General features: G+C 62.3%; 31 protein-coding genes. 9 read left to right on the top strand and 22 right to left on the bottom strand.

Going from position 1 to position 26,007, the window contains the following annotated elements; all coding sequences use genetic code 11:
- The first annotated feature begins 4 nt into the window (after positions 1–4).
- On the top strand, positions 5–649 hold the full coding sequence (locus HJ536_RS04405) for a ChrR family anti-sigma-E factor (protein ID WP_177156793.1): 645 nt from the start codon (positions 5–7) through the stop codon (positions 647–649).
- Positions 650–715: 66 nt separating this feature from the next.
- Here the strand turns inward: HJ536_RS04405 and HJ536_RS04400 are convergent, their stop codons facing one another.
- The 10 genes from HJ536_RS04400 to HJ536_RS04355 form a co-directional block, all read right to left on the bottom strand.
- Positions 716–1,204 carry a transglycosylase SLT domain-containing protein gene (locus HJ536_RS04400; protein ID WP_420811075.1) on the bottom strand — a complete coding sequence of 163 codons (489 nt, stop codon included), beginning with the start codon at positions 1,202–1,204 and terminating at the stop codon, positions 716–718.
- Between the two features lie 136 nt (positions 1,205–1,340).
- A complete protein-coding gene (locus tag HJ536_RS04395; RefSeq protein ID WP_177156792.1) occupies positions 1,341–2,504 on the bottom strand; it encodes a DNA recombination protein RmuC in 1,164 nt (387 codons plus the stop codon).
- Entirely contained in the window at positions 2,501–4,411 is a 1,911-nt protein-coding gene (gene mutL / locus HJ536_RS04390; protein ID WP_177156791.1) for a DNA mismatch repair endonuclease MutL, read from the bottom strand. The genes HJ536_RS04395 and mutL overlap by 4 nt, the downstream gene beginning before the upstream one ends.
- A gap of 43 nt (positions 4,412–4,454) precedes the next feature.
- Entirely contained in the window at positions 4,455–5,753 is a 1,299-nt protein-coding gene (locus HJ536_RS04385; RefSeq protein WP_177156790.1) for a M16 family metallopeptidase, read from the bottom strand.
- A gap of 3 nt (positions 5,754–5,756) precedes the next feature.
- On the bottom strand, positions 5,757–7,112 hold the full coding sequence (locus HJ536_RS04380) for a M16 family metallopeptidase (protein WP_177156789.1): 1,356 nt from the start codon (positions 7,110–7,112) through the stop codon (positions 5,757–5,759).
- Between the two features lie 73 nt (positions 7,113–7,185).
- Positions 7,186–7,662: a DUF3035 domain-containing protein gene (locus HJ536_RS04375; RefSeq protein ID WP_177156788.1), complete on the bottom strand. Its 477-nt coding sequence runs from the start codon at positions 7,660–7,662 to the stop codon at positions 7,186–7,188.
- A gap of 55 nt (positions 7,663–7,717) precedes the next feature.
- Positions 7,718–8,209 carry a signal peptidase II gene (lspA, locus tag HJ536_RS04370; RefSeq protein WP_176852244.1) on the bottom strand — a complete coding sequence of 164 codons (492 nt, stop codon included), beginning with the start codon at positions 8,207–8,209 and terminating at the stop codon, positions 7,718–7,720.
- Between the two features lie 10 nt (positions 8,210–8,219).
- Positions 8,220–9,809: a bifunctional phosphoribosylaminoimidazolecarboxamide formyltransferase/IMP cyclohydrolase gene (purH, locus tag HJ536_RS04365; protein WP_176852245.1), complete on the bottom strand. Its 1,590-nt coding sequence runs from the start codon at positions 9,807–9,809 to the stop codon at positions 8,220–8,222.
- Between the two features lie 27 nt (positions 9,810–9,836).
- Positions 9,837–11,582, bottom strand: a complete 1,746-nt coding sequence (locus tag HJ536_RS04360) for a heparinase II/III family protein (RefSeq protein WP_177156787.1) — start codon at positions 11,580–11,582, stop codon at positions 9,837–9,839.
- A gap of 81 nt (positions 11,583–11,663) precedes the next feature.
- Positions 11,664–12,938: an RsmB/NOP family class I SAM-dependent RNA methyltransferase gene (locus tag HJ536_RS04355; RefSeq protein WP_176852247.1), complete on the bottom strand. Its 1,275-nt coding sequence runs from the start codon at positions 12,936–12,938 to the stop codon at positions 11,664–11,666.
- Positions 12,939–13,008: 70 nt separating this feature from the next.
- On the opposite strand from HJ536_RS04355, the gene HJ536_RS04350 reads away from it, so the two are divergent.
- The gene (locus tag HJ536_RS04350) at positions 13,009–13,188 is read left to right on the top strand and encodes a DUF1674 domain-containing protein (protein WP_176852248.1); all 180 of its coding nucleotides are present in this window, start codon (positions 13,009–13,011) and stop codon (positions 13,186–13,188) included.
- A 6-nt stretch (positions 13,189–13,194) separates the two neighbouring features.
- Here the strand turns inward: HJ536_RS04350 and HJ536_RS04345 are convergent, their stop codons facing one another.
- Both HJ536_RS04345 and dapB read right to left on the bottom strand, forming a co-directional pair.
- Positions 13,195–13,551 carry a dihydrodipicolinate reductase gene (locus HJ536_RS04345; protein WP_176852249.1) on the bottom strand — a complete coding sequence of 119 codons (357 nt, stop codon included), beginning with the start codon at positions 13,549–13,551 and terminating at the stop codon, positions 13,195–13,197.
- 88 nt (positions 13,552–13,639) lie between these two features.
- Positions 13,640–14,449, bottom strand: coding sequence for a 4-hydroxy-tetrahydrodipicolinate reductase (dapB, locus tag HJ536_RS04340; protein WP_177156786.1), 810 nt, complete (start codon positions 14,447–14,449; stop codon positions 13,640–13,642).
- A 103-nt stretch (positions 14,450–14,552) separates the two neighbouring features.
- On the opposite strand from dapB, the gene rbfA reads away from it, so the two are divergent.
- Genes rbfA through truB form a run of 3 tightly spaced genes read left to right on the top strand, consistent with a single transcriptional unit; the run spans position 14,553 to position 16,658 of the window.
- Positions 14,553–14,948 (top strand): 30S ribosome-binding factor RbfA, encoded by a 396-nt coding sequence (rbfA, locus tag HJ536_RS04335; RefSeq protein ID WP_176852251.1) that lies wholly within the window; start codon positions 14,553–14,555, stop codon positions 14,946–14,948.
- The gene (locus HJ536_RS04330) at positions 14,948–15,691 is read left to right on the top strand and encodes a phosphodiester glycosidase family protein (protein WP_177156785.1); all 744 of its coding nucleotides are present in this window, start codon (positions 14,948–14,950) and stop codon (positions 15,689–15,691) included. Before rbfA ends, HJ536_RS04330 begins: the two co-directional genes overlap by 1 nt.
- Positions 15,692–15,746: 55 nt before the next feature.
- Entirely contained in the window at positions 15,747–16,658 is a 912-nt protein-coding gene (gene truB, locus HJ536_RS04325; RefSeq protein WP_176852253.1) for a tRNA pseudouridine(55) synthase TruB, read from the top strand.
- A gap of 3 nt (positions 16,659–16,661) precedes the next feature.
- Here the strand turns inward: truB and HJ536_RS04320 are convergent, their stop codons facing one another.
- Positions 16,662–18,095: a calcium-binding protein gene (locus HJ536_RS04320; protein WP_177156784.1), complete on the bottom strand. Its 1,434-nt coding sequence runs from the start codon at positions 18,093–18,095 to the stop codon at positions 16,662–16,664.
- Positions 18,096–18,265: 170 nt separating this feature from the next.
- Here HJ536_RS04320 and HJ536_RS04315 point away from each other — a divergent pair, with 170 nt between their 5' ends.
- The 4 genes from HJ536_RS04315 (at position 18,266) to rpsO (ending at position 20,467) form a co-directional block, all read left to right on the top strand.
- Entirely contained in the window at positions 18,266–18,781 is a 516-nt protein-coding gene (locus tag HJ536_RS04315; RefSeq protein WP_176852255.1) for a DUF1643 domain-containing protein, read from the top strand.
- Complete coding sequence (locus tag HJ536_RS04310; protein WP_176852256.1) at positions 18,774–19,046, top strand: DUF5665 domain-containing protein; 273 nt, start codon at positions 18,774–18,776, stop codon at positions 19,044–19,046. Before HJ536_RS04315 ends, HJ536_RS04310 begins: the two co-directional genes overlap by 8 nt.
- Before the next feature lie 83 nt (positions 19,047–19,129).
- Positions 19,130–20,071: a calcium-binding protein gene (locus HJ536_RS04305; protein WP_177156783.1), complete on the top strand. Its 942-nt coding sequence runs from the start codon at positions 19,130–19,132 to the stop codon at positions 20,069–20,071.
- Positions 20,072–20,197: 126 nt separating this feature from the next.
- Positions 20,198–20,467: a 30S ribosomal protein S15 gene (gene rpsO, locus HJ536_RS04300; protein ID WP_176852258.1), complete on the top strand. Its 270-nt coding sequence runs from the start codon at positions 20,198–20,200 to the stop codon at positions 20,465–20,467.
- Between the two features lie 63 nt (positions 20,468–20,530).
- On the opposite strand, the gene ureG is transcribed toward rpsO, so the two are convergent.
- From ureG to HJ536_RS04255, 9 genes are read right to left on the bottom strand one after another with little or no spacing between them, the layout of a single operon-like run.
- The gene (ureG, locus tag HJ536_RS04295) at positions 20,531–21,142 is read right to left on the bottom strand and encodes an urease accessory protein UreG (protein WP_176852259.1); all 612 of its coding nucleotides are present in this window, start codon (positions 21,140–21,142) and stop codon (positions 20,531–20,533) included.
- Positions 21,139–21,792, bottom strand: a complete 654-nt coding sequence (locus tag HJ536_RS04290) for an urease accessory protein UreF (RefSeq protein WP_228028621.1) — start codon at positions 21,790–21,792, stop codon at positions 21,139–21,141. Before HJ536_RS04290 ends, ureG begins: the two co-directional genes overlap by 4 nt.
- Positions 21,758–22,198 (bottom strand): urease accessory protein UreE, encoded by a 441-nt coding sequence (locus HJ536_RS04285; protein ID WP_176852260.1) that lies wholly within the window; start codon positions 22,196–22,198, stop codon positions 21,758–21,760. The genes HJ536_RS04290 and HJ536_RS04285 overlap by 35 nt, the downstream gene beginning before the upstream one ends.
- A 4-nt stretch (positions 22,199–22,202) precedes the next feature.
- Positions 22,203–23,927, bottom strand: a complete 1,725-nt coding sequence (gene ureC, locus HJ536_RS04280) for an urease subunit alpha (RefSeq protein WP_177156782.1) — start codon at positions 23,925–23,927, stop codon at positions 22,203–22,205.
- A 9-nt stretch (positions 23,928–23,936) separates the two neighbouring features.
- The gene (locus HJ536_RS04275) at positions 23,937–24,257 is read right to left on the bottom strand and encodes an antifreeze protein (protein WP_228028315.1); all 321 of its coding nucleotides are present in this window, start codon (positions 24,255–24,257) and stop codon (positions 23,937–23,939) included.
- The gene (locus HJ536_RS04270; protein WP_177156781.1) at positions 24,257–24,562 is read right to left on the bottom strand and encodes an urease subunit beta; all 306 of its coding nucleotides are present in this window, start codon (positions 24,560–24,562) and stop codon (positions 24,257–24,259) included. The genes HJ536_RS04275 and HJ536_RS04270 overlap by 1 nt, the downstream gene beginning before the upstream one ends.
- Positions 24,559–24,723, bottom strand: coding sequence for a hypothetical protein (locus HJ536_RS04265; RefSeq protein WP_176852263.1), 165 nt, complete (start codon positions 24,721–24,723; stop codon positions 24,559–24,561). The genes HJ536_RS04270 and HJ536_RS04265 overlap by 4 nt, the downstream gene beginning before the upstream one ends.
- Before the next feature lie 40 nt (positions 24,724–24,763).
- Complete coding sequence (locus HJ536_RS04260) at positions 24,764–25,066, bottom strand: urease subunit gamma (RefSeq protein WP_176852264.1); 303 nt, start codon at positions 25,064–25,066, stop codon at positions 24,764–24,766.
- 1 nt (position 25,067) lies between these two features.
- Positions 25,068–25,841 carry an urease accessory protein UreD gene (locus HJ536_RS04255; protein ID WP_228028620.1) on the bottom strand — a complete coding sequence of 258 codons (774 nt, stop codon included), beginning with the start codon at positions 25,839–25,841 and terminating at the stop codon, positions 25,068–25,070.
- Positions 25,842–26,007 lie beyond the last annotated feature (166 nt).

Here is a 26,007-nt window from a genome sequence, read left to right as displayed (position 1 = left end):
GACGATGACAAAGATTAAGCACCACCTGAATGACGCCCTGCTGATGGCCTATTCCGCTGGCACCCTGCCAGAGGCGTTCGACCTGACCGTCGCGGCCCACCTGTCCATGTGCGACGAATGCCGCGCGGCTGCCGAAAGCTTTGATGCGACTGGCGGCGCGTTGATGGACGATCTGGATACGCTGGACCTGTCCGACGACAGCTTTGCGGCAACCCTGCGCCTGATCGAAAGCGCCCCCACAGTTTCCGCCCCTCGCAAACGGACCAAGGGCGTGCTGCCCGCGCCGGTTCAGGACTTCATCGGTGGCGACCTGGAGGCTGTGCGCTGGCGTTCGATCGGGATGGGCGTGAAGCAGGCGATCATCCCCACCGCCCCGAATGCCACGGCGCGTCTGCTGTACATTCCGGCAGGATGTGCGGTGCCGGATCACGGCCACCGCGGGACTGAACTGACGCTGGTGCTGCAAGGGGCGTTTCAGGACGAAACCGATCGCTTTGGCCCCGGTGATATCGAAGTCGCGAACGAAGACCTGTACCACACGCCCGTCGCCGATATCGGAGAAGACTGTATCTGTCTGGCGGCGACCGATGCGCCGCTGCGCTTCCGCAGCCTGTTGCCGCGTCTGGCGCAACCGTTCCTTAGGATCTAAGGGGGCGGCCCACCCGCCCCCTCAAACCCACCAGAGTACTAGTACGAACAAAGAAAAAAGGGCTGCTTATCGCAGCCCTGCTTCTTTCAGCAAACCTTTGGATTTTGCGGCGTAATAGTAGCCCCGTGCGTAATGCATGATGGCTTCCTGCTCGTTGCCCTCTGCCACGACATAGGCCCCTTTCAGGTACTTCACCGCGTACTTGAGGTTCGTATCCGCATCGAGGAGGTCCTTCGCGTCACCGTCAAAGCCCATGCTGCGGGCGGTCGCGGGAAGGATCTGCATCAGGCCATAGTAGGGGCCGTTCTTTGCTGCGGGACGGTGGCGGCTTTCGCGGATCACCACTTTTTGGATCAGGGTCGGGGGAACTTTATACTCCTCGGCGTACTTCATAATCAGAGAGCGCAGTTCAGGAGTCTCGTTCGGGTACAAAGGGGCGGCGTAATCAGCAAAGGCGAGAGGCTTGATTGCCGGGTCCGGTTTACCTGCCTGGCTGCAAGCACTGGTCAGGAGTACAAGGCCAACGGCCACACACATTAAGGTGCGCTTCATCATTCGTGTCACTTTCACTGTCGTCCCAAGATGGCCAGTGCGCGCTAAAGCACGTCTGAGGCGTAATTGCGGCGAGGAAACACAGATTTGTGGGCCCTGTCACCCCATTTTCGCCTCACGGGAGAGTGATCGGCGGATTTCAGACGGTTTTCCGCGTATCCAGAGCTAACTGATCGGCGGTTTCTGGCGCAAGTTCCTCAAAATCGAAATTATCGAGTCGACGGGCCCGTTTGCCTGCCTTTTCGGCACTAATCTTGATTTCGGAAATATCTTTTGCAGCCTGATGGAAGTGGCGATCCAGGTTCTCGACCCGCGATCCAAGGCGGTCCACGTCATTATATAGGGCGCTCAGCTCCTTGCGGATGGCTCCGGCCTGCTCGCGCATGCGGGCGTCTTTCAGGATCGCGCGCATGGTGTTCAGGGTCGCCATGCAGGTGGTCGGGGACACGATCCAGACCCGTTTTTCGAAACCCTCACGCACAAGTTCCGGAAAATTCGCATGAAGTTCGGCGTAGACGGCCTCGGACGGCAGGAACATGATCGCGCCGTCGGCAGTCTCGCCTTCGATGATGTATTTCTCGGAAATCGCCTTTATGTGGTTGCGCACCGACTGGCGCAGCATCCGCGCGGCCTCGTTCAGCAGCGCCTGACTGTCGGCTTTGCGCAGGGCTTCATAGGCCTCTAGCGGGAACTTGCTGTCGATCACGATCGGGCCCGGTGGGTTGGGCAGATGGATCAGACAGTCCGCACGCCGCCCGTTCGACAAAGTGTGTTGCAAGGTAAAGCTGTCGGAGGGCAGCGCCTTGCCCACGATGTCGTTCAGCTGGATTTCCCCAAAGGCCCCGCGGGTCTGTTTGTTCGACAGGATGTCCTGAAGGCTCAGGACATCGCCCGACAGTTTGGTGATGTTTTCCTGCGCCTTATCAATGGCAACCAGCCGCTGCTGCAACTCGCCAAGGGATTTCGCCGTCCGCTGGGCCGATCCATGCAGGTTCACATTCATCTGCTCGGTCACATGGGCCAAGCGCTGCTCCATCAGTTGCAGCATGTGCTTCTGGCTGGCGGCCTGCGCTTCGGACACGTGGTTCAGGCCACCGGCCAACTGCTGCTGACCGTCGGACAAGGACTGCACCCGCTGGTCCAGCGCCCACATCTGGCGGGCGATCGGCTCCATCATCTGGGCGGATTTGCCAGCGGTTTTCATCACCACGAACAGCATGATCAGCACCAGCCCCGACAGGATCAGGGCACCCAGAACCAAGGGGTTCTGAAGGGTCAGGGAAACAGCGGTATCGTCGGTCATGTGCGCCCGAACAGCCTTTCGATGTCAGAGAGTTTCAGCTCCACATAGGTGGGTCGGCCGTGGTTGCACTGGCCGGAATGGGGGGTCGCTTCCATCTCGCGCAGAAGGGCGTCCATCTCCTCGGCCCGCATACGGCGGCCCGAGCGGATGGAGCCATGGCAGGCCACGCGGGACAGAATCGCCTCGAGCCGCGCTTGGAGGGACAGGGATTCGCCCTGATCCGTCAGCTCGTCCAGAATATCGAGGACCATGGCTTTGGCGTCCACATTCCCCAGAATTGCGGGGGTTTCGCGGACGGCCACGGCGCCCGCGCCGAACGATTCGATGCTCAGGCCCATGCGCGCCAGATCATCGGCGTGCTCCAGCAGACGGGCGCTGTCCGATTCGGACAGGTCGATCACCTCGGGAATCAGCAGGGCTTGGGCGGCGACGCCATTCTCGGCCATCTGCTTTTTCAGTTTTTCGTAAACCAAGCGTTCGTGGGCGGCGTGCTGGTCCACAATCACCATCCCGTCGCGGGTCTGCGCGATGATGTAATTCTCGTGGACTTGGCCGCGCGCCACGCCAAGCGGCAAGTGCACCGGATCGGGCGCGGGGGCCTCGGGGGTGGGGGCGGCTTGGGGGATATCGACGACCCGCCCGCTATAGGCGGTCGAGAATTCGGCGAACCCTGTGTCCCGCGCGGGCGCAGGCGGCGCGGGCTGCATCATCGGGGCCTGCCCGTAATAGCTGGCACTGCGGGCCGCCGCCGAAGGGCGGTCCATCTGGTATTGGAAGGGGCGCGGGGTGGCGACAGGTTCGGCCCGCATCGCCCCAAGGGTCGCGCCCGCCACGGTCGTTGACGCGCGGTGCCCCGCCTCGGCCAAGGCGTGACGCAGGGCCGATACGATCAGGCCGCGCACCAGACCGGGATCGCGGAAGCGGACCTCGGATTTGGCGGGGTGGACGTTCACGTCGACCTTTTGCGGATCACAATCGACGAACAGCACCGCCGCGGGGTGCCGGTCGCGGGACAGGAAATCCATGTAAGCGGCGCGCAGAGCCCCGATCAGTTGCTTGTCCCGCACGGGGCGGCCGTTCACGAACAGGTACTGGGACACCGCCGCGCCGCGCGAATAGGTCGGCAAAGCCGCATATCCGGTCAGGCGAACCCCCTCGCGCTCTGCATCAATGGCGAGGGCGTTTTCCGTGAACTCCCCGCCCAAGACGCCGGACAGGCGCCCGCGCAGGGCATCGAACAGATCGCCGGTTTCAGGGTCACTGCGAAACACCACGCGGCCCGCGCCGCCGCCGGTCACGTCACGCAGAGTGAAGCCGATCGACGGCTCGGCCATCGCCAGACGTTTCACCACATCGCTGATGGCTTGGGATTCGGCGCGGTCGCTGCGCATGAACTTCAGGCGCGCGGGGGTGGCGTAGAACAGATCGCGCAGTTCCACCACTGTGCCGCCGGACAAGGCGGCGGGCTTCACCGGCCCCATATCGCCGCCCGCGACGGTGATTTGCGCGGCATCCTCGCCCACGGGGCGGGAGGTGATGGTCAGCCGCCCGACCGCGCCAAGCGAAGGCAACGCCTCGCCCCGAAAACCGAAGGTGTGGATGTTGAGCAGGTCGGACCCGTCGATCTTGCTGGTCGCGTGGCGGGACATCGCCAGCGGCAGATCTTCGGCGGACATCCCGCAGCCGTCATCGGTGACACGGATCAAGGTCTTGCCGCCATCGGCAACGCACACCTCAATCCGGCGGGCACCGGCGTCTACGGCATTCTCGACCAGTTCCTTGACCGCAGAGGCCGGACGTTCGACCACCTCGCCAGCCGCGATGCGGTTGATCGCGCCGCTATCCAACTGGCGGATCACAGGGCGAAGAGGCTGGTCTGTGGATATCTTGGGGCTGCTCATTGTCATACCCCAAGACTTAGCACGTGGTCTTACGAATCTCTAGCGCAGATCACAGGCCCGCAGGCTGGCCGACAACCATGAAAGTCAGCTCGTCAGGCTTCAGCAGCTCTGCCGCGACGCGGTTGATTTGCTCTAGCGTGACGGCGTTCACGTTGTCATTGCGGGTCTCGACGTAAGAGATCGGCAGGTCATCCATCTGCATGCCCACCAGAATGTCGGCGATCGCTGCGTTGCTGTCGAACCGCAGGGGATAGGCACCGGTCAGATAGGTTTTCGCCTGATCCAGTTCCTCTTGGGTGACGCCATCTTTGGCCAGTTTGGACCACTCATCGCGCACCACGCTGATCGCATCCGCCACCTTGTCGTTGGCCGAGGCAACCTGCCCCAACCACAGCTCCGCATAGTCGCGGGGGATCAGATAGGTGCCGATGCCATAGGTCAGGCCGCGCTTTTCCCGCACTTCGGTCATCAGGCGGCTGTCAAAACCCGACCCGCCAAGGATCTGGTTCAGGATATAGGCCGCGAAATAATCGGGGTCGTCCCGCTCCATCCCCGGTTGGGCGAACAGGGCTACGGACTGCGGGGTCTCGAACGGTTTGACGGTGGTTTTGCCGTCAAAGGTCAGGGTCGCGGGGCCGGGTGCGGGGGCGCCGGTTTCGGGCAAGCCCGCCAGCAGTTTGTCCAGCAGGGTACCCAGCTGTTCAGCCGTAATATCGCCCACGGCAGAGACATAGACGCGATCCAGCGCCAGCGCGTTTTTGTGCGCGGTGACGATGTCGTCGCGGGTCAGGGCAGTCACGCTCTCGGCCGTGCCCTCATAGGGGGTGGCATAGGGGTGGTCGCCGTAAACTTGCAGCGCGAATTCACGGCCTGCGATGTCGTTGGGGTCGGTCTGGCTGCTGCGGATGCCGGTCAGAACCTGCTGGCGCACGCGCTCGAGCGAGGCTTCGTCAAAGTTCGGGGCGACCAGCGCCTGATGCAGCAAGCCCATGGCTTGATCCTGCGTCTCGGTCAGGAACCGCGCGGACACCGAAACCGTGTCGGCCCCCACATCGAACCCGAACGAGGCCGCCAGCGAATCCCGAGCCTTGGCAAAGGCACGGGAGTCCAGATCGCCCGTTCCCTCTTCGAGAAGGCCGGTCATCAGATTGGTTGCGCCGCGCTTGCCGTCTAGATCCAGATTGCCGCCGCCCTTGAACCGCAGTTCCAGCGAGACGAACGGGATCGAGTGTTCCTCGACCAGCCAAGCTTTGATGCCGCCGGGGCTGGTGACATCCTGAATTTCCACGGCCGCAGCCGCCTGCACGCCGGACACCGCCAGCAAAAAGATCGCGAGTAGTTTCTTCATGACTTAGCCCTCGGTCCCTGTGGTTACGGGTTCGCTGGGGGTGACAAAGCCCGTCACCGAGGCGCGGCGATCCAGAACGGTTTTGGCGGCGGCGATGATTTCATCGGCGCTGATATCCAGAACCGTCGGCACCCAATCCTGCACGTCCTGCACCGTCAGTCCGATGGCCAAGGCAGCGCCATATCGGTTGGCACGGGAATTGGTGCTATCCATCGCGTAAATTTCAGAGGCCCGGAACTGGGTCTTGATCCGCTCCAGATCCTCGGGGTCGGGACCGGCGGCGATGAAATCGGCCACGGCCTGATCCATGGCCTTTTCGGCATCGGCCAACTCAACGCCTTGGGCGGGCACGACGATCAGGTTGAATTCGGTTTTATCCAGCGACATCCCCGAATAGCTGGCCGAGGTATAGACCGCCGTCTGGGTGTCGAACTGCAACTTGGTCGCCAGATAGGAAGTCGTGCTGTCCCCACCCAGCAGGCTGGCCAACAAGGTCAAAGCCGCAGCCTGACGCTGATCGCCAGAGTTACGCTCGGGCGCCAGATAGCTGCGCACAAGATAGGGCTGGCTGATCCGCGGATCGCTGAAATTCAAGCGACGCTCGGCCAGTTGCGGCGGCTCCTGAGGGCGCACGCGGGGCTTCAGATCGGGGTTGGGGGCGATGGGGCCGAAATACTGGTTTGCCAGTTCGCGCACCTGGTCAGGCTCTACATCGCCTGCAACCACCAGAATCGCGTTATTGGGCGCATAGTACTGATGATAGAAGGTCAGCGCGTCCTGCTGGTTCAGCTGCTCCATCTCGTGGCGCCAGCCGATCACGGGGATGCCGTAGGGGTGGTTCAGATATTGCGCGGCGTCCGCCTGTTCGCTGAACAGCGCTTGGGGGCTGTTCTCGATCCGCATGTTCCGTTCCTCGAGGATCACGTCCCGCTCGGTCGCAACGTCTTGCTCGGTCATCTGGAGGTTGACCATGCGGTCGGCCTCCATCTTGAGCATCAGGTCCAGACGGTCAGCGGCCACCTGCTGGTAGTAGGCGGTGTAATCCTTGCTGGTAAAGGCGTTGTCGGTCCCGCCATTGGCGGCGACGGTGGCGGAAAACTCGCCTGCGGCCATCTTGTCGGTGCCCTTGAACATCAAGTGCTCGAGGAAATGGGCGATGCCGGATTTGCCAGCGGGTTCGTCCGCGGCACCGGTGCGATACCACACCATGTTCGTCAGGGCCTGAGAGCGGTGATCCTCGATCACCACCACATCCATGCCGTTATCGAGGGTAAAGGTCGTCACGTCCTCGGCTTGGGCGGATGCGGTTGTCGCATACAGCACCAAAGTCAGGCCCATTGGTTTGAGGATGGCTCTCATCGTAGCTCCCAGCATTTTTAAAGGAAGCTACGCGATAGGGGCCGGTATTCAAGAGGCCTGACGGGACTGTGATTTATTGCTGTTCGTCGGTCAGCGGCGGAGGCGTCGGAACGCGGTAGCCACGGGCACGATAGCCGTCGATCAGCAGATAGGGATCAAGGCGCATTTCGTCATAGGGCAGCTCGGGGCCCAACAGACGGCGGCGGCGCTTGATAAAGATCTTGTCTTCTGCGGCCAGAACCGTGCGGATGTCCGAAGACACACCAGCGCGCGAGGCGTAATTCACCAGCACACCATCGGCGGCAGGAATCTGACCGGTCAGAGTGCCCCGATGACCACCCAGCGCGGCCACACCATCGGCCAGCGGGTTCAAATCAACGCGGTTTGCGCTGCCTGTGGTGGGCACGGGCAATTCCGCTGTTGCGGGCATTTCCAACGGCTTAACCGGAACAATGGCAAATTCGTCCGGTCCGCGCGACAGGCGATCGGGATTTCCGTTGTCGCAAGCCCCAAGGGCCAACGCTGCGATGACGAGCACGACACGCTTCATGCCTACTTAGACCTCCGCTTCTTTGCTTCACGCTTAACAGCAGATAGGGGCGGCGTCACGCACCCTTTTTCCGTGCTTTGGACGGCTCGAACAGAACCAGACCGACAGCCCCAGCAAAAATAGCAATATCAGCAATGTTGAACGCATAGGGATTGTTGATCCCACAGCAGGACATATTCAGAAAATCGGCGACCGCACCGTACAGGACGCGGTCCACCACGTTTGCAAGCGCCCCGCCCACCAGAACACCGGCGGACAGGGTGGCCCAACGACCGGGCTTGGCGCGCAGGGTCCAGAACACAACGGCGGCACTGATAATCAGCGCCAGCGCGATCAGAATCCAGCGGCCCGCAGACCCGTCGGACGTAAACAGCCCGAAGTTGATCCCGCGGTTCCACGCCATGTGGAACTGCAGAAGCGGCGGCAGCACCTCGATCTGGCCCAAGGTGCGCAGGTCCATCATGTGTACCACGATGTACTTGCTGGCCTGATCAGCCAGAAACACCCAGAAAGCAGGCCAGAAAAGTTGTGCTACCGCGCGGGTCATGCCGTCGTCCTTAGTGGCGGAAGTGGCGCTGGCCGGTGAACACCATGGCCAGACCTGCCTCGTCCGCAGCTTTGATCACTTCGTCGTCGCGCATCGAGCCACCGGGCTGGATCACTGCGGTCGCGCCAGCTTCGGCAGCGGTCAGCAGGCCATCGGGGAACGGGAAGAACGCGTCCGAAGCTACAACCGATCCCATCACGGTCGGTTCCTTGAGGCCCAGAACTTCGGCCATATCCTGGCTCTTGCGAGCAGCGATGCGGGTCGAGTCCACACGGCTCATCTGGCCTGCGCCGATGCCAACGGTCGCGCCGTTTTTCGCATAGACGATGGCGTTCGACTTGACGTGCTTGGCGACTTTCCACGCGAACAGCAGGTCTTCGAGCTCTTGCTGGGTGGGAGCAACCTTGGTCACCACTTTCAGCTGTTCCAGAGTCATCATGCCATTGTCGCGGTCCTGAACCAGAATGCCGCCGGACACTTGCTTGAACGCCAGACCGGCGGAACCTGCATCGGCCAGACCGGTGGTGGTCAGCAGGCGTAGGTTTTTCTTTTTCGCGAAGATTTCCTTGGCTTCGTCGTCGGCGCCGGGGGCAATCACGACCTCGGTGAAGATTTCCGAGATTTTCTCGGCGGTTGCACCGTCCAGAACCTGGTTCAGAGCGATGATGCCGCCGAACGCGCTGGTCCGGTCACAGTCGAACGCGCGCTGATAGGCTTCGATCAGGGTCTCGCCGCGGGCCACACCGCAGGGGTTGGCGTGCTTGATGATCGCACAGGCGGGACCGTCCTTGGGCAGGAATTCCGAAACCAGTTCGAAGGCCGCGTCGGTGTCGTTGATGTTGTTGTACGACAGCTCTTTGCCCTGATGCTGGACAAAGTTCGACACGCCGGGGCGGTCTGCGCCATCCACGTAGAACGCTGCAGACTGGTGGGGGTTTTCGCCGTAACGCAGGGTCTGCTTGATCTGACCCGCAAAGGCACGGCGGCGCGGGGTTTCCACACCAGCAGCGCCAGCCATCCAGTTCGACACAGCCGCGTCATAGGCCGCGGTGCGGGCATAGGCGTTCTGCGCCATCTTCTGACGGAAGCCATAGGTGGTCTGGCCTTCGTTAGCTTCCAGCTCTGCCAGCAGGGCGTCGTAGTCTTCGACGTCAACGATGGTGGTGGTAAAGCCGTGGTTTTTCGCAGAGGCGCGGATCATGGCGGGGCCGCCGATGTCGATGTTCTCGATCATCTCTTCGTAGTCGGCACCGCGGGCCAGAGCGGCCTCGAAGGGATAGAGGTTCACGACCAGCAGGTCGATCGCGACGATGCCGTGCTCTTCCATCGCCTGAACGTGGGTGTCGTTGTCGCGCAGGGCCAGCAGACCGCCGTGCACCATCGGGTGCAGGGTCTTGACGCGGCCGTCCATCATTTCGGGGAAATTGGTGATTTCCGATACGTCTTTCACTTCCAGACCTGCATCGCGCAGGGCCTTGGCGGTGCCGCCGGTGGACAGCAGCTCGACGCCGCGTGCGGCCAATGCTTTGCCCAGATCAACGAGGCCGGTTTTATCGGATACGGAAATGAGCGCACGGCGCATGGGTGCGAGGTCTTGCATCGAGGGGTCTCCTAAGGTCGCGTTCGGTCAGTCGGTCTCGGCCGTGGCAGGGGCGAGATCACGGATCGCGCCTTCGCTATCCTGTGCTTTGGCAAAAGACCAGCGGATGCGCGTCGCATAATCCATCGCGCGGGCAGATAAAACGATCTGTTTCGCGGTTCGGGGCCTAATTCGACCTTTTTCCAGATAAACACTGGGCTGTAATGCAAGCTCACCCACGCCATCGTGGCGGAAAACCCAAACCTCACCACTTCTGAGTGTAAGGGACACGGCAGTTCCGCCCATATCGAGGGTCGGCTCGACCTCTGGGTGCAGGTGGAAGCGGATATTGAACGGCACGCCGGTCAGGGCGGTGTCATCCAGCGCACTGTCAAAGGTGCGGCGCGATTTGGGGTCGATGGTGGCCAGCAGATCCTCGCCCACCACGGCGCGACCGTCAAAGCTGAGGTCCATCATGCGGGCGTGGGTCAGGCCGTGGCTGGCGACATAGCCGTTGTGCCCGCCTTCGAACTGCATCCCTTCGGGGGAACGGGTGACGTGTGCGCGCACATCGTCGGGTGCATTCACCAGATATTCGCGCAGTATACCCCCGCGCCATGTTTCCGGCCCCAATTGCGCGGACGACAGCCCGCTGATCCCCAGCGTCGAGTGGGACGGGGTCGCCCGCCCTGCCCTGCGCCAGTCGGGGCCAAAGTCACGGCCCGATCCACAGTTCACCACCAGCGGCCTGCGCCCCGAGGTCAGCTCGAACGCCAAAGTCGAGGCATGGGCGGCAAAGCCTGTCGCGCCCGTATCCGGCGCGCCCGCATCAATGATCACACTGGTCCGGCCCGCAGACAGACGAGCGTAGCCCATCGCAAGGCCGGTTTTCTCGCGCGGTTTGATCCGCGCATTCGCCAAAGCGCGGTCCAAGCGTCCCTCGGCCCCGCGACCTCCGCCATGAAAGCGTGCCAGATCACCGTCCGCATGGCGCAGCGCCCGTAGGGTCGGCGCGATTCGCTCCAAGGCATCCAGAATGGACTGGGGCACGGGCATATCCGATTCCAGCAGCGCCACACGCACCCACGCCAGCAGATTGAACACCTCGAGCAACTCCTCGGGGTTGCGAGAGGCGATGCCGCCAGAGGCATCCACGTGGCTGTCGCAGTGACGACCCAACGCCTCGGCGGCGGGTTTGACCAGCTTCTCCATACCTTCCAGCGCGAGGCCGGCATAGACCAGACCGGCCAGCGCCTCGGTCCGGGGCAGGCCCGCACCAGCGGCACGCCAGCGGCGGGACAGGAACGTGGTTTGCCGCGCGAGGGCGGTGTAAAACTTACGGGATGTCGCGGGTTCGGCCCCGCGCAGGATCATCAGGGCGTGGTTGATCCAGCGGATCACACGGCGACCGGTCAGATCGGGGGACCAGCCCTCGCCTTTGCCAGCGCCATAAAGGGCGATCCACTCCATCACCCATTTCTGCGCGGCCTCCCGCGCGGCGGGGGTCCCGACCGAGGCCAGATCATCCAGCCATGCGCAGCCATGAACCTCCATGGCAAAGCGGCCGGTGGGCATACGAATTTTCCAGATCGAGGTGCCGGGCGCCTCGACCAAGCGGCCCGCGAACAGGAAGTTCCCCGCCAGCAGTTGGCGACCCCGCGACAGCGACCCGATGGTGCGCGGCTCGGGGCTGCTGGTGAAGCCGCGCGCGGTTGCCCCGAATCCCGCCAGTCTGGCGTGAATGTGGTTAACCGTGCGCGTGCGCCGTTCCTGCAAACTGAGGTGATCTGCCATATGTTAGCCTGCCTGCCAAAGCGGGCGCCGTTTCGGCGTCCCTGATTTTGACTGAAAGTCTACATCCGGCAGGCTGTAAAGTCACGCAGTCAAGCGCAGGCAAGCCATGTAAAATCCATCCATACCGCCCTTGTCGGCCCAGAAATCGGGGCGCAGACGCAGACCGCCTTCGGGGGAACGCCATGCGTCCTCGACCCACGGCAGATCGGTCGCGGCAGTATCAACCTGAACGTTTGGATTACGGGCCAGCAACTCTTCGATCTGGACTTCGCCTTCGTCGGGCAGCAGCGAACAGGTGCAATAGATCAGACGGCCACCGGGCTTCAGCAGGCTCAGGGCGCGGTCCAGCATGACCTCTTGCAGCTCGATCAGCGCAAAGAAGCCGCTGCCGTCCTTGGCGTAGGGCAGATCGGGGTGGCGGCGGATGGTGCCGGTGGCCGAACAGGGCGCGTCCAGCAGGATCGCGTCGTACTTGCCCTCGTGCTCTAGCGCGTCGCCCTGAACGACGGTCGCGGTCAGACCGCAGCGCTCAAGGTTCTCGTGCACGCGCTTCAGACGGTCTTCGTTGATATCGAGCGCAGTGACGTTGGCACCGGCATTCGCCATCTGCAGGGTCTTGCCACCGGGGGCAGAGCACAGGTCCAGCACGGTTTCACCGGCTTGGGCGTTCAGGATTTTGGCGGGCAGCGCAGCGGCAGCGTCTTGTACCCACCAATCGCCCGCCTCGTACCCTGCCAGAGCGGTCACCTGCCCCGGATCGCGCAGACGGACCGAACCGGTAGGCAGCAGTTCGCCCCCCAGACGTTCCGCCAGTTCGGCGGCGTCACCCTTGGGCGTCAGGTCCAGCGGAGCCCCTGCGAAATGGGCGGTTTCCATGTCGCTGATCGCTTTGGCGCCCCATGCCTCGGCCAAGGGGTCACGCAGCCACTTGGGCATACGGGGGGTGCGCAGCTTGTCCCACGCATCGGGGCCATCGCCAGTGAACTTGCGCAGAACCGCGTTCACCAGCCCCTTGAGCAGGTTGTTCCGTTTATCCCGCGAGATCAGCTCGACATAAGAGTTCACGACCCCATGTCCTGCCTCGCGGCGGGCGCAGATTTCGATGACCCCAAGGCGCAGCGCGTTCTTGACGGTCAGCGAGGGCTCCTTGCGCAGGTGCTTTTGCAACATGCGGTCCGCGCGCTCCATCCCGCGCAGGGTGTCCATGACCAGACCTTGGGCGCGGGCGCGCTCTTCGGGGGCCAGACGTTCCAGCACGCCACCTGCGACCATCTCGGCCATCAGGCGTCCTTCGCCGGTGATCTGATCCAACAGGTACAGCGCCGTACGGCGCGGGGCTAGGCCGCTCTTGTCCATGAAACACTCCGTCATCTTGCCCGTGGGCAGATGCTGCGTATATCAAGACAATAGCCGGAAAGGAACCAAGATGAGCGAAGAGCAAAAGCGCGACCTGCCGCCCGCCGCCCTGCGGGCTTTGGCCGAGGCCGAAGAACGCCGCAAACAGGCAGCCGGTCTGGACCTGCCCCCCGAGCTGGGTGGCCGCGATGGCCCCGAACCCGTGCGCTATGGCGACTGGGAAAAGAAAGGGATCGCGGTCGATTTCTGACCGCCCCTATTTCAGATCGAAGTTGGCGTGGCGCCCTGCGCCGCGGTCCGACGTAAAGCGGATGTCGTCGCCATCCAGCGCGACTTGCTGGCAGTTATCGCCCATATTCTGACTGCCCCAATAGAGGCTCCGGCAGAAAAAGCTGTCCTGCCATTTCCACGCGCCCGACACCTTTTTCCCAAAGGCGCGGCCCGTGATTTCCCCGTTTTCAGTGACTTGCAGGGTAATTCCCATCCGAGTCAGATCCCGACCCTGAACCAGTTTCAGGAAATCCGACTGGTCTTTGACCACCTGTAATTCGGCGGACGCCCCCGACGCCACAGCGCAGAGGGCCAATGCAGTTAGTGCGGTTCTATAGGTCATCGCGGCCTCCGTTCACCTGTCACAGGGAAAACGCTTCAGAGGCCGCTTTGGTTTTCACATCGGGTTCACCATTGGGTGAACGGGCGACTCACAGCCCCAGTACGTCCAGCATATCATAATCGCCGGCGTCTTTCCCCTGTGCCCAGAGCGCGGCCTTGACCGCACCGCGCGCGAACACACCGCGATCCGAGGCCACGTGCCGCAGGGTGATCCGCTCGCCATCGGCGGCGAACATCACGTCATGCTCGCCCACAATGTCGCCACCGCGAATCACACTAAAGCCGATGGCGCCACGCTCACGGGCTCCGGTGATGCCGTCACGGGCGCGATCCTCGACATCTTTCAGCGCGACACCGCGGCCTTCCGCGGCGGCCTCACCCAGCATCAGCGCGGTGCCCGAGGGAGCATCGACCTTGCGGCGGTGGTGGGCCTCGATGACTTCGATGTCGTAATCCTCGTCCAGTGCGGCGGCGACCTTTTTGGTCAGCTGCACCAGCAGGTTCACACCAAGGCTCATGTTGCCCGCGCGGATGGTGACGCCGCCCTGACCGGCCTCGGCCAGTGCAACCAGATCTTCTTCGGTGAAACCGGTGGTGCCGATGATGTGCGCCACACCCGCCGCTGCCGCCGTTTTCGCAAAGGAAATCGTGGCGCTAGGCGCGGTAAAGTCGATCACCGCCTGTGCACCCGTAAAAGCCGCCGCAGGATCGTCGGACACGATCACACCGCTTTCGGTGCCGCCCATCAGAACGCCCAAGTCGCGGCCGACCCAGTCATGGCCGGGACGTTCCACAACGCCCGCCACATGTACGCCGTCGCGCTCGGTGACGGTTTTGACCAGCATCTGCCCCATACGGCCCGATGCGCCTGTGATGACAATACCGATGCTTTCCGACATAACGCGCGTCCTTTTCTGATATGATGCAGGTGTGACTAGCCGAGAGTTGGCGCTTTGGCAAAGGCTGCTTGGCACGGCGCTGGCAAAGGATTAGATGCGCAGTATGGCTAAGAACAAATTCCACGACGGCCCCGGACCTTCGCAGCGACAGTTGCGCGTGGGCGAACTCATCCGCCGCACCCTGTCCGAGGTGCTGCAACGGGGCGATATCCACGATCCCGATCTGAACCGCCTGTCCATCAGCGTGGGCGAGGTTCGCACGTCGCCCGATCTGAAGATCGCGACGGCTTATGTCATGCCCTTGGGCGGACAGGGCAGCGAACAGGTGGTCGAACTGCTGGCCCGCAACCGCAACGAGTTGCGCCGCATGATCGGCAAGGTCACCAACCTGAAATACACGCCCGACCTGCGCTTCCGGTTGGACGAGACCTTTGACCAGCTCGACGAGACTCGCCGCCTGTTCGATCAGGACGACGTCCGCCGCGATCTGGAGGACTGATGCGTCTGGCGCTGCTAACGGCTGTTTTCCTGACCGGCAGCGCCATGACCGCGCAGGCCGCCGACTGTCATGACCAGACCTATCTGGACAACCGTTACACGGTTTGCACCGTCGATCTGACGACCGAAGACCTGCGCCTGTTCCTGAACGACGACGAGGGCCAGATCTGGGGCCAGTTCCGGCGGCTGGACAATGCCTTGGGCACCCAAGGCAAGCGCTTGGGCTTTGCCATGAATGCCGGCATGTACCACCCCGACCGCAAGCCCGTGGGCCACTACCGCGAGGGCGGGGTCGAGCAAATGCGCGTGATCCCCAACGCAGGGCCCGGCAATTTCGGGATGCTGCCCAACGGGGTGCTGTGCCTGAACGACGGCAGCGCGCAGGTCTATGAAACCCTGCGCTACGCCGAACAAAAGCCCGAGTGCCGCGACGCCACCCAATCCGGCCCGATGCTGGTGATTGATGGCCAGCTGCACCCCCGTTTCCTCAAGGATTCGGATTCGCGCTATATCCGCAACGGCGTTGGCACCAGCGCCGACGGCAAGACCGCGTATTTCGTCATCTCGAACAACACGGTCACCTTCCACGAGTTCGCCAGCCTGTTCCGGGACGAGCTGAAAACACCGAACGCCCTGTACTTTGACGGGAATATCTCGCGGCTCTACGCGCCTGAATTGCGCCGCCACGACGGGGGCTTTCCGATGGGGCCGATTGTGGGCACCGTGGAACCCGAGAACGATTGACCAACCAGATAGGCTGGGGTAGGTCCGCCGACCTTGGCAGACATATGGGGACGCTATGGGACGCAAGAAAAAAGGTCGCGATATTTCGGGCTGGCTGGTGATCGACAAACCGGCGGGCATGACCTCGACCGCGGTGGTGAACAAGGTCAAATGGGCCTTTAACGCCAACAAGGCGGGCCATGCGGGCACCCTTGATCCCGATGCGACCGGCGTTCTGGCCGTGGCCTTGGGCGAAGCGACCAAAACCGTTCCCTACATCACCGACGCGATGAAGGCGTACGAGTTCACCGTGACCCTTGGCGCGGCGACCAACACCGACGACGAAGAGGGCGAAGTGATCGCCACCTCGCCGAACCGCCCCACTGACGAAGAGATCAAAGAAGCCCTGTTCGGCTTTGTCGGCGATATCATGCAGGTGCCCCCGAAATTCAGCGCAGTCAAAGTGGACGGCCAGCGCGCCTACAAACTGGCCCGCGACGGCGAGGATGTGGAACTGACCGCCCGCCCCCTGTTCGTCGAAGAACTGCTGCTGGTGGATCGTCCCGACGCCGACCACGTGGTTCTGGAGATGACCTGCGGCAAGGGCGGCTATGTCCGCTCGATCGCCCGCGATCTGGGGGAAAAGCTGGGCTGCTACGGCCACGTCCAGAAGCTGCGCCGCATCTGGTCCGGACCCTTTGACGCGGCCGAGGACGGCGTGACGCTGGAGCAGATCGAAGAGAAAGCCCGCACCCCCGAGCTGGACGACTTCTTGCTGCCGGTCGAGGCTGGTCTTGATGACATGCCCCAAGTGATGGCCACCCCCGAAGGCGCCGTGCGCCTGAAGAACGGCAACCCCGGCATGGTGATCGCGTCGGGCATCGAATACGGCGAAGAAATCTGGGCCAGCTACGAAGGCAAAGCCCTAGCTGTCGGCACCTTCAAGGCTGGCAACCTGCATCCCGTGCGGGTGTTCAATCTGGACTAAGCCCTAGCCGAACAGCTGGGAAATCTGGGTGACATTGGGGTGAACGGACACAAGGACGTTCGCCCGCAGCCCTTCGGCCAACGGCGCGCCATCCAGACCGTAGACGGTATCGTCGCCGCCGTTGGTATAGCCAACCGTCACCCAACTGGTGTTCTGTAGAACCACCGCCGCGTCCCCGTCGATGCGGATCGTGGTCTCGTTGGCGTCCTGATCGTAATCCACCGAAATGCGGCCATCGAGGTGATAGCTCTCGTCGCCTTGCATCAGCGCGTCGAGCTCGGACTGGTCCAGTTCACCGGTCAGCGTACCAGAGCCATGGGTGATCATGGTGCCGCCGGTTTCATACAGGGTCAGGGTCTCTTTGCCCGGATGGAAGTCGGTGATTACAGAGGCTTCGTCATCGGCAATCGCGGTAAAGGTATCCACACCGCCGCCGCCAGTCACCACATCTCCCCCGTCGATATAGCTGATGATGTCAGCGCCCGCGTCCCCGTGCACGGTATCCGCCGCGCCGTTGCCACCCAGCGCCACATCATCAATGCGGGTATAGCTGTCAAAGCCGCCATCATCGCCAGAGTACGTCCGGCTGACGAACCCGTGCCCAAGCACCAGCGTGTCATCGCCTTCGCCGCCGATCACGGTATTGGCCCCGTGCGAGGTGATGGTGTCATCGCCCGTGCCGCCGCGCAGGATCGCGTTGTCCCCGTTCGCGACCAGCGTGTCGCTGCCTTCGTTCCCGTTCAGAATGCCGCCACCGCCCGTGATCAGATCGTCGTCACCGCCGCCCGCTTGCACGTTCGAACCCGTCGAGTCGCCGGTCATGCGGATCACGTCCACCCCGTCGCCCCCATAGACCGAGGCGCTGCCCGTCCCGATCACATAGCCCGTCCAGTCATCGCACAGGATCGCGGTGTCGTCGTCCTCGACATGAACCACGGTATAGCCTGCGTCGGCGCAGACCTTGACCGTATCCGCGCCGGTGCCGGTGACCACTTCGGTCGCGGCATGGCCCCAAACCTCGATCAGGTCGTTCCCCGCGCCGGTGTCGATGTACAGGATGTCTTCGCAGTCCGCGCCGGTGTTGTGGCCTGCCTCGGGGTCGGAATGATCCTCGCCCGAGTAGAACCACGCCATCTGGTCTTCACCGGTCAGCAGGTGCTCCAGATCGGTGCGTTCGTCATATTCCCAGTCGTCGGCACGTTCATCCACAGCGGTGACGTAAACCTCGTCATCGCCGCTGGTGCCGCCGAAATCAATCAGACTGTCCAGATACTGGGGCCCTTCCGAGGGCAGCTCTTCGGACTGAGGATCAGTAGGCGCGGAATCGGCATTGGTCTCTCCCATCAACTGCTGGGAAAGAGCACCGAATCCGCGATCCCAACCGAACACAAGGCTCGATATGGCACCGCCTAGTCCAAGCAACATCCAAAGGTCCATCAAGGGCTCCGTAGTCGGACATGAGTCTGTCCAACACAGCAGAACGACCCGAGACGCCTTGATTTTAGGGGGCAAATGCAAAGAATCTGATTAACGGAATGTTTCCGCACACCAGAACAGGCGCCATATCGCGGTTGCAAACGGCTGCTGTTTCCTTGCACACAGAACCTATGCTGACGCGCACCCATATCAAGGACGACGCCCCCTCTGTGGCGACATATTCCGACTGCGAACGCTATCGCTATAGCCTGATCCGGACGTGGGATCCGGCGGGCAAGCGAGCGTTGTTCGTGATGCTCAACCCCTCGACCGCGACCGAAGTGCAGAACGACCCCACGGTCGAACGCTGCGAGCGTCGGGCGCGGACGCTGGGTTTCGGCAGCTTCGAGGTTACGAACATCTTTGCGTGGCGCGACACCGACCCCAAAGCCATGCGCGCCGCCACTGATCCCGTCGGCCCCCTGAATGACGAGGCGATCCGGAATGGCGCCCTGAACGCGGACACCATCGTCTGCGCTTGGGGCACCCACGGCGAGCATCTGTCGCGCGGGGCCGCGGTCGAGGCCTTGCTGCGCGAAACCGGCCGTCCGCTGCACCATCTGGGCCTCAGCAAAGCCGGTCACCCCAAGCACCCGCTATACATCGGTTACAACGTTCAGCCCGTCCTATGGAGCGCCCATGAGTGATTCTGACATCCAGAAACTGACCGCCGAGATCGCCAAACTGAACAATCACAAGTTCCTGCGCGCCCACGACAGTTACCATAAAATGATGCTGTTCCAGCTGCTGCGCGGGATTTCCTTTGGGCTTGGCTCGGTGCTTGGCGCGACGATTCTTGTTTCGTTCGTAGGGTTTTGGCTGTCGAAAATCGAATTTGTGCCCCTGATCGGGGACTACGCAGCTCAGATCGCCCGCGAGATTATGCACGAGCTTCCCGACACCGAGCGTTAACCCCTTTTCCAGAATACGCTGCGATTTCAGAGAGTTCAGCCTTACTTTCGACACGGTTGTTGTGAAGGAGGCCGAAAATGTTGATGCTGGCCAGCTTGTTTAGCGCCCTGATGGTCGGGGCGTTCACAGTATTCCCCGGCGCGGATCAGGTAGATACCGAAACCGACGCCGAACCCGAAGAAGACGCCGAAGACACCCTGAACGAAGCCTCCCCAACGGGGGACATCCTGCAAGGGGACGAAGGGGACGACATCCTGACCGGGGATGACGCGTCCGACCAGTTGGCCGGTGGCAGCGGCGATGATGACCTGAGCGGCGGTGCTGGCGATGACAGCCTGACCGGCGAGACGGGAAATGACCTGCTCTATGGTGGCAGCGGCGCGGATACGCTGGATGGCGGCTATGGGCAGGACACCCTGACCGGTGGTGCCGATTGTGACGACATGGCGGGGATGGCGGGCTCTGACACTCTGTACGGCGGCGAAGGGGACGACGATCTGGTCGGTGGCCCCGATGACGACTGGCTGTACGGGGATGATGGCGATGACAGCCTGTGTGGCGGCCTTGGCGATGACCTTGTGTCCGGTGGCGCGGGCAGTGATGCCCTGTTTGGCGGCCAAGGCAATGACCTGATCGTCGATCAGGACGACGATACCGATTTCCTGAACGGTGGCCTTGGGGATGACACCCTGATCGGCGCGATGGGCGACTATTTCCATGGGGGCGAAGGCGAGGACACCTATGCCCTGATGCTGTCCCCCGAGATCGATCCCTCGACCGAGCCCGCGATCATTCAGGATTACGATCCCGATCAGGACGACGTCTTTGTCCTCTATGACGACAGCACTCAGGACGGAGAGCCCGAACTGACCCTAGATGACGACCGCGACGACGACGGCCTGCTGAACCTGCGTGTTGACGGGCAGATCGTGGCGCGGATCGATGGGGATGACGTGAACCTTGACGATATCGTCCTGCTTGGCGCACGAGAGGCTGCAAGCATCGGAATTCAGGCCTTTGCCTGACAAGAGGCTTTATTTTTCTGACAGAATCACGTAACAGCGCGCATCCGCAATCGCGGATTTCTCCAAGGGCCTCGCTGGACGACATCCCGGCCTGTGCCATAACCCTTAGATAGACAGGAGACCCCGATGTCGATCACTGTTGAAGAAAAAGCACGCGTTCTCAAAGAATTCGCAACCAAAGAAGGCGACACCGGTTCGCCCGAAGTTCAGGTTGCGATCCTGACCTCGCGTATCAACACCCTGACCGAGCACTTCAAAACCCACAAGAAGGACAACCACTCGCGTCGTGGCCTTCTGAAGCTGGTTGCTCAGCGCCGTAAGCTGCTGGACTACCTGAAGGGCAAAGAAGAAGCTCGTTACACCAACCTGATCCAGCGTCTGGGCATCCGCCGCTAATCAGGGACCTGTACAGGTTTCTAAAAGGGTCGCCTTTCGGGCGGCCCTTTTTCGTTTCAGGTGTCAGAAGCCGCCGATTTGCGACAGCAGTTCGACCACCTGCTCGACCCCTTGATCCTGACGGATCGCGGTAAAGACAAAGGGGCGGCCAGCGCGCACACGGGTGGCATCGCGATCCATCACCTCGAGCGAGGCGCCGACATAGGGTGCCAGATCGGTCTTGTTGATCACCAGAATGTCCGAGCGCGTGATGGCGGGGCCACCTTTGCGCGGGATTTCTTCGCCCGCGGCAACGTCGATCACATAGATGGTCACGTCCGCCAGCTCGGGGCTGAAGGTCGCCGACAGGTTATCCCCGCCGCTCTCGATCAGTACGATTTCCACATCGGGATGGCGTTCCTGCATCTCCGCCACGGCGGCAAGGTTGATCGAAGCATCCTCGCGGATCGCCGTGTGCGGACAACCACCGGTCTCCACACCGATGATGCGGTCCTGCGGCAGGATCTGCATGCGCATCAGGGCCTCGGCATCCTCTTGGGTGTAGATGTCGTTGGTAATGACACCGATCGAATGCGTGTCTTTCAGGCGCTTGGACAGGGCGGCGGTCAGGCTGGTCTTGCCAGCGCCGACAGGACCACCGATCCCGACCCGCAGGGGGCCATTCCGTTTGCTCATGTTCGGAAAATCCTTGGACTTAGTACTTCGTGCTGCATGGCCGCGATGTCAGCGGCAAAGCATTGGCTGGTGATGTCATCGCACCCCAGCCCCTTGGTGTCTTCGGCCACTTCGGCGCAGAGCGGGGTCAGGGCCGTCAGAATGCGCTGGCCGTTCGTGTGACCCAAGGGCATCAGGCGTTGCGCCGCAGCGATCATGTTGGAGACATAGGCATGCAGGTACATCTGGATCGCCAGATCAACCGGCAGGTCCAACGCTCGCAGCCCCTGCCCTAAGGCGACCGGATAGGTCAGGTTCGCCACCGGCAAATCCCAGACATTCGCCAGTTGCAGGCAGAACGCGCGGCCGATGGATTCGGTTTCTAGCAACCGTTCGCGGCTGGCGCAAAAGGCGCGGGCGGTTTCATCCACCTCGGCGGGATCATCGGTTTCGGCAGAGGCGCGGATCAGGATCGCGTCCGACCGCCCCGTGCCGTGGACCAGAAAATCCGCCAGCCAGTCCTGTAATTCGTCGACGATCAGCCCTCCCGCTACAGCTGCCTCGAGTCCGCTGGAATAGGCGAACGCGCCCACCGGAAAGGCGGGCGACAGCCATTGGGCCAGCAGGATCGTGGCGTCAGTGCGCATGGGAATGGGTGCGCCCGTGTCCATAGGCCCCGCCTTCGGGGGTAAAGGGTTCGGTGACTTCGGCCACATCGGCCCCCAGTTTCCCCAGCATATCGCGGATCACGTGATCGGGCTGGATCAGCAAGCGATCCTCTTCGATCTGGCAGGGCGTGTGGCGGTTGCCGATGTGCCAAGCTAGCCGCACCAGATGGTCCCCGCGCACCTGCAGTAGGGTTTCGGGGGCAGCGATCACCTCGATCTCGCGACCATCCTCGAGGATCAGGGCGCCGCCGTGATCCAGAGAGGTGGTCTGTTCGAGGTCCAGCAGGAACTCGAGACCATCATCCGTGACCAGCACGCGGCGGCGCAGGAAGCGGGCCTCGTAGGTCAGGGAAATGCGGGCCGCGGGGGTGCCGTGGGTGTGGTTATGGTAGTGGTTTGCGACGATCATGATCTTAGAACAGGAAGTAACGTTGGGCCATCGGCAGGGTTTCGGCGGGCTGACAGGTTAGCAGTTCGCCGTCCGCGCGGACTTCGTAGGTTTCGGGGTTCACCTCGACCTTGGGCAGGGCGGTGTTCAGCTTCAGATCGCTTTTGCCGATGCCGCGGGTGTTTTGCACCGCGACGGTCTGCTTGAAGATCCCCAACTTCTTGCCGATGTCGTCCGCCTGCGCGGCCTCGGACACGAAGATCACGGCAGAGTTTTCGACCGCACGGCCATAGGCCCCGAACATCGGGCGCGAATAGACCGGCTGCGGCGTCGGGATCGAGGCGTTGGGATCGCCCATCTGGGCCATCGCGATGCTGCCACCGATCAAAACCATCTCGGGCTTTACGCCAAAGAACGCGGGGTTCCACAGCACGAGGTCGGCGCGCTTGCCTTCTTCGATGCTGCCAATCTGGTGACTGATGCCGTGGGCAATCGCCGGGTTGATGGTGTACTTGGCGATATAGCGGCGGACGCGGAAGTTGTCGTTGTCGCCGGTTTCCTCGGGCAGACGACCGCGCTGCTTCTTCATCTTGTCGGCGGTTTGCCATGTGCGGATCAGCACTTCGCCGACGCGGCCCATGGCCTGACTGTCGGACGCGATGATCGAGAACGCGCCCATGTCGTGCAGGATATCCTCGGCGGCGATGGTTTCGCGGCGGATCCGGCTTTCGGCAAAGGCGATGTCTTCGGGGATCGACTTATCAAGGTGGTGACAGACCATGAGCATGTCGAGGTGTTCCTCGAGCGTGTTCACGGTGAAGGGGCGGGTCGGGTTGGTAGACGAGGGCAGCACGTGCTCTTCGCCGCAGATTTTGATGATGTCAGGGGCGTGACCGCCGCCCGCGCCTTCGGTGTGGAAGGCGTGGATGGTTCGGCCTTTCATGGCTTTGACGGTGTGCTCGACGAAGCCGGATTCGTTCAGGGTGTCCGTGTGGATCATGACCTGAACGTCCATCGCGTCCGCCACGCCAAGGCAGCAGTCGATCGCGCCGGGGGTGGTGCCCCAGTCTTCGTGCAGTTTCAGCGCGCAAGCGCCCGCCTTGATCTGCTCTTCCAATGCTGCGGGGAGCGAGGCGTTGCCCTTGCCCGCAAAGGCAAGGTTCATCGGGAACGCATCCGCCGATTGCAGCATCCGGCCAATGTGCCAAGGGCCGGGGGTACAGGTGGTTGCCAGCGTGCCGTGCGCGGGACCCGTGCCGCCGCCAAGCATGGTGGTCAGGCCAGAGTGCAGCGCGTCCTCGATCTGCTGGGGGCAAATGTAGTGGATGTGGCTGTCGAACCCGCCAGCGGTCAGGATGCGGCCTTCGCCTGCGATGGCTTCGGTGCCCGGCCCGACGACGATGTTTACGCCGGGCTGGGTGTCGGGGTTGCCCGCCTTGCCGATCTTGTGGATGCGGCCGTCGCGCAGACCGACGTCGGCCTTGTAGATGCCGGTCCAGTCCACGATCAGCGCGTTGGTGATCACGGTATCGACGGCCCCTTCGGCGCGGGTGGTCTGGGCTTGGCCCATCCCGTCGCGGATGACCTTACCGCCACCGAATTTGACCTCTTCGCCGTAGACACCGGCGGCCTCGTTGGTCAGATCGCGCTCGACCTCGATGATCAGGTCGGTGTCCGCCAGACGCAAACGGTCGCCGGTGGTCGGACCATACATCGCTGCGTAATCGGAGCGTTTGATTTTTGCGGGCATGGGTAACTCCTAGAAAGTCCGGCGGGGTCCGAGGCGGGTCAGACGTTTTTGGTTGGCAGAGGTCTTGCTGCGCAGGGGCTTGGCAGCGGCCATGACCACAGCATCAAGGGGCTTGCCCGACATCACGGCGTCGAACGCCTTTTGGCCGGACTTCAGAAAGGCGGTCTGCTTTTCGGTCACCATGCGGGTGTTTTCGGTGCTGGGAACGGACCACAGGCCGTTCATCCCCATCACGCGCATGAAAATGACGCTGGACGCTTCCATCGCCATCGAGGCGACGTAAAGCTGGGCCCGCAGCATGCGGAACGGATCAACCCAAGGCGCAAGCATCACAGATCCCCCATGATTTGCTGGTTGAACCCATAGATTTTGCGGGCGCCAGACACGGGGATCAGCTGCACTTCGCGGCGCTGGCCGGGCTCGAACCGCACGGCGGTGCCTGCGGCGATGTTCAGACGCATGCCGCGCGCGGCATCACGGTCGAAATCCAGCGCGGGGTTGGTTTCGGCAAAGTGGTAGTGGCTGCCAACTTGCACAGGGCGGTCGCCGGTGTTGGCAACCATCAGGGTGATCGCTTCGCGGTCGGCGTTCAGGGTCAGGTCCCCATCTGCGGGGAATATCTCTCCGGGGATCATTTGCTGACCTTCCATGCTGCAGCGGCCACACCCATGACGGCCAGCGCCACAGTGACGGGCAGCCAGCTTTCGCTGCCATGGGGGTGCATGTGCAGCCCGTTATGGGCCTGCGCGGCGGATGCAGTCAGAAGAACGGCCAAGGGGGCGAGAATGTGCTTCATTTCAAATGTCCTCTGATCAGGAAGGGAGGGGAAGGAGGGGTTAGCGAATAGGGTTGTGAACGGTGACCAACTTGGTCCCGTCGGGGAAGGTCGCCTCGACTTGCACTTCGTGGATCATCTCGGGGATGCCTTCCATGCACTGCTCACGGGTGATGACTTCGGCGCCTGCCTGCATCAGATCGGCGACCGAGCGGCCGTCGCGCGCGCCTTCGACCACGGCGTCGGTGATCAGGGCGATGGCTTCGGGGTGGTTCAGTTTAACACCACGGGCCAGACGCTTGCGCGCGACCTCGGCGGCCATTGCCACCAGCAGCTTGTCTTTTTCGCGAGGCGTGAGGTTCATTCTATAGTCTCCATGAACGTGGAAGGTCGTTGCCCGTCAGCAAATCCAGAACGGGCAACAGGGCCTGACGCAGGCCAAATCCGTCGGGGGCAAGAAACCGCATCACAAGCGCACCAGTCGTGACAAGCGATGCTCCGGCAGTCGGGGGCAAAAGGGTACGAATCCGGTCAAGATAAGCCTCGGCATCTGGGGAAGCGTACAGCACGAACGCCATCGCGCGGGCACGGTTCCCTACTCCGGGGCGATCAAGTTGGGCACTGATGTCTCCGCGCAACATAGTTGCATCACGAAACAAAATGCGCCCATCGCGGCGAATGGTAATCCGATCTGACAATTGCCCCTGACGCACGGTTTCGCCCATCGCCAGTCGGCCAAAGATCACCGGCTCGACCATTAGAAAGCGGCTGGTGCTGGTGATCGACGCCTCAAGGCTGCGGCGCAGGTAGGCGTTGTCGAACAGGATGGTCTCTTGGGGCAGCCAGTCCAATCGCGCGTTTGGGGCCGCAGTCAGGTGGGTCGAAACGGTGCCGGAGCTTTGATCATTGCTGCTGTAGATGCGTTCGGCCGCCTGCGTGGTCAGGCGTAAAACAGCGCCCTCGCCCGCTTGGCCCTCGATTCGCAGGGTGTCGCCGCCGGTGATCCCGCCAGAGGTGTTGATCACCACACCCTCGACCGCATCACGGCGCGAGACGGACAGGAACTTGGCCGATCCCTGCTGACGCAGCACGCCCAGCCCACATCGCCCGTCCCCCAAGGTTTTGGAAGTAATCAGCAATGTCCCATGCGATCGCGGCTGCTTGGTCGATATGTGATCTAGACAGGTAATGTCGGGGCCCACCGTTAAAAACAACTTGCTCTCTGGATAGGCAGTTTGACGGGTGGGTTGCCAGATTTGCACGTCAAATCGGCATCGGCCCAATCATTTCAGTTCAATTATTGGG

The sequence above is a fragment of the Donghicola mangrovi genome, from assembly GCF_013377535.1.
Classification (GTDB): Bacteria; Pseudomonadota; Alphaproteobacteria; order Rhodobacterales; family Rhodobacteraceae; genus Donghicola; species Donghicola mangrovi.
This window is presented reverse-complemented; position numbering and strand designations above follow the sequence as displayed.

Bases quoted from the DNA above. Each gene is read 5' to 3' on its own strand.
- HJ536_RS04375 (WP_177156788.1), bottom strand. From the start codon at position 7,662: ATGAAGCGTGTCGTGCTCGTCATCGCAGCGTTGGCCCTTGGGGCTTGC.
- truB (WP_176852253.1), top strand. From the start codon at position 15,747: ATGGGACGCAAGAAAAAAGGTCGCGATATTTCGGGCTGGCTGGTGATC.
- lspA (WP_176852244.1), bottom strand. From the start codon at position 8,209: ATGACCCGCGCGGTAGCACAACTTTTCTGGCCTGCTTTCTGGGTGTTT.
- HJ536_RS04270 (WP_177156781.1), bottom strand. From the start codon at position 24,562: ATGATCCCCGGAGAGATATTCCCCGCAGATGGGGACCTGACCCTGAAC.
- HJ536_RS04275 (WP_228028315.1), bottom strand. From the start codon at position 24,257: ATGCTTGCGCCTTGGGTTGATCCGTTCCGCATGCTGCGGGCCCAGCTT.
- HJ536_RS04265 (WP_176852263.1), bottom strand. From the start codon at position 24,723: ATGAAGCACATTCTCGCCCCCTTGGCCGTTCTTCTGACTGCATCCGCC.
- HJ536_RS04385 (WP_177156790.1), bottom strand. From the start codon at position 5,753: ATGAAGAAACTACTCGCGATCTTTTTGCTGGCGGTGTCCGGCGTGCAG.
- HJ536_RS04290 (WP_228028621.1), bottom strand. From the start codon at position 21,792: ATGGACACGGGCGCACCCATTCCCATGCGCACTGACGCCACGATCCTG.
- mutL (WP_177156791.1), bottom strand. From the start codon at position 4,411: ATGACAATGAGCAGCCCCAAGATATCCACAGACCAGCCTCTTCGCCCT.
- HJ536_RS04315 (WP_176852255.1), top strand. From the start codon at position 18,266: ATGCTGACGCGCACCCATATCAAGGACGACGCCCCCTCTGTGGCGACA.
- HJ536_RS04310 (WP_176852256.1), top strand. From the start codon at position 18,774: ATGAGTGATTCTGACATCCAGAAACTGACCGCCGAGATCGCCAAACTG.
- HJ536_RS04395 (WP_177156792.1), bottom strand. From the start codon at position 2,504: ATGACCGACGATACCGCTGTTTCCCTGACCCTTCAGAACCCCTTGGTT.
- HJ536_RS04305 (WP_177156783.1), top strand. From the start codon at position 19,130: ATGCTGGCCAGCTTGTTTAGCGCCCTGATGGTCGGGGCGTTCACAGTA.
- ureC (WP_177156782.1), bottom strand. From the start codon at position 23,927: ATGCCCGCAAAAATCAAACGCTCCGATTACGCAGCGATGTATGGTCCG.
- HJ536_RS04345 (WP_176852249.1), bottom strand. From the start codon at position 13,551: ATGACCTATAGAACCGCACTAACTGCATTGGCCCTCTGCGCTGTGGCG.
- purH (WP_176852245.1), bottom strand. From the start codon at position 9,809: ATGCAAGACCTCGCACCCATGCGCCGTGCGCTCATTTCCGTATCCGAT.
- HJ536_RS04355 (WP_176852247.1), bottom strand. From the start codon at position 12,938: ATGGACAAGAGCGGCCTAGCCCCGCGCCGTACGGCGCTGTACCTGTTG.
- HJ536_RS04330 (WP_177156785.1), top strand. From the start codon at position 14,948: ATGCGTCTGGCGCTGCTAACGGCTGTTTTCCTGACCGGCAGCGCCATG.
- HJ536_RS04400 (WP_420811075.1), bottom strand. From the start codon at position 1,204: ATGATGAAGCGCACCTTAATGTGTGTGGCCGTTGGCCTTGTACTCCTG.
- rpsO (WP_176852258.1), top strand. From the start codon at position 20,198: ATGTCGATCACTGTTGAAGAAAAAGCACGCGTTCTCAAAGAATTCGCA.
- HJ536_RS04380 (WP_177156789.1), bottom strand. From the start codon at position 7,112: ATGAGAGCCATCCTCAAACCAATGGGCCTGACTTTGGTGCTGTATGCG.
- HJ536_RS04260 (WP_176852264.1), bottom strand. From the start codon at position 25,066: ATGAACCTCACGCCTCGCGAAAAAGACAAGCTGCTGGTGGCAATGGCC.
- rbfA (WP_176852251.1), top strand. From the start codon at position 14,553: ATGGCTAAGAACAAATTCCACGACGGCCCCGGACCTTCGCAGCGACAG.
- ureG (WP_176852259.1), bottom strand. From the start codon at position 21,142: ATGAGCAAACGGAATGGCCCCCTGCGGGTCGGGATCGGTGGTCCTGTC.
- HJ536_RS04405 (WP_177156793.1), top strand. From the start codon at position 5: ATGACAAAGATTAAGCACCACCTGAATGACGCCCTGCTGATGGCCTAT.
- HJ536_RS04360 (WP_177156787.1), bottom strand. From the start codon at position 11,582: ATGGCAGATCACCTCAGTTTGCAGGAACGGCGCACGCGCACGGTTAAC.
- HJ536_RS04320 (WP_177156784.1), bottom strand. From the start codon at position 18,095: ATGGACCTTTGGATGTTGCTTGGACTAGGCGGTGCCATATCGAGCCTT.
- dapB (WP_177156786.1), bottom strand. From the start codon at position 14,449: ATGTCGGAAAGCATCGGTATTGTCATCACAGGCGCATCGGGCCGTATG.
- HJ536_RS04285 (WP_176852260.1), bottom strand. From the start codon at position 22,198: ATGATCGTCGCAAACCACTACCATAACCACACCCACGGCACCCCCGCG.
- HJ536_RS04350 (WP_176852248.1), top strand. From the start codon at position 13,009: ATGAGCGAAGAGCAAAAGCGCGACCTGCCGCCCGCCGCCCTGCGGGCT.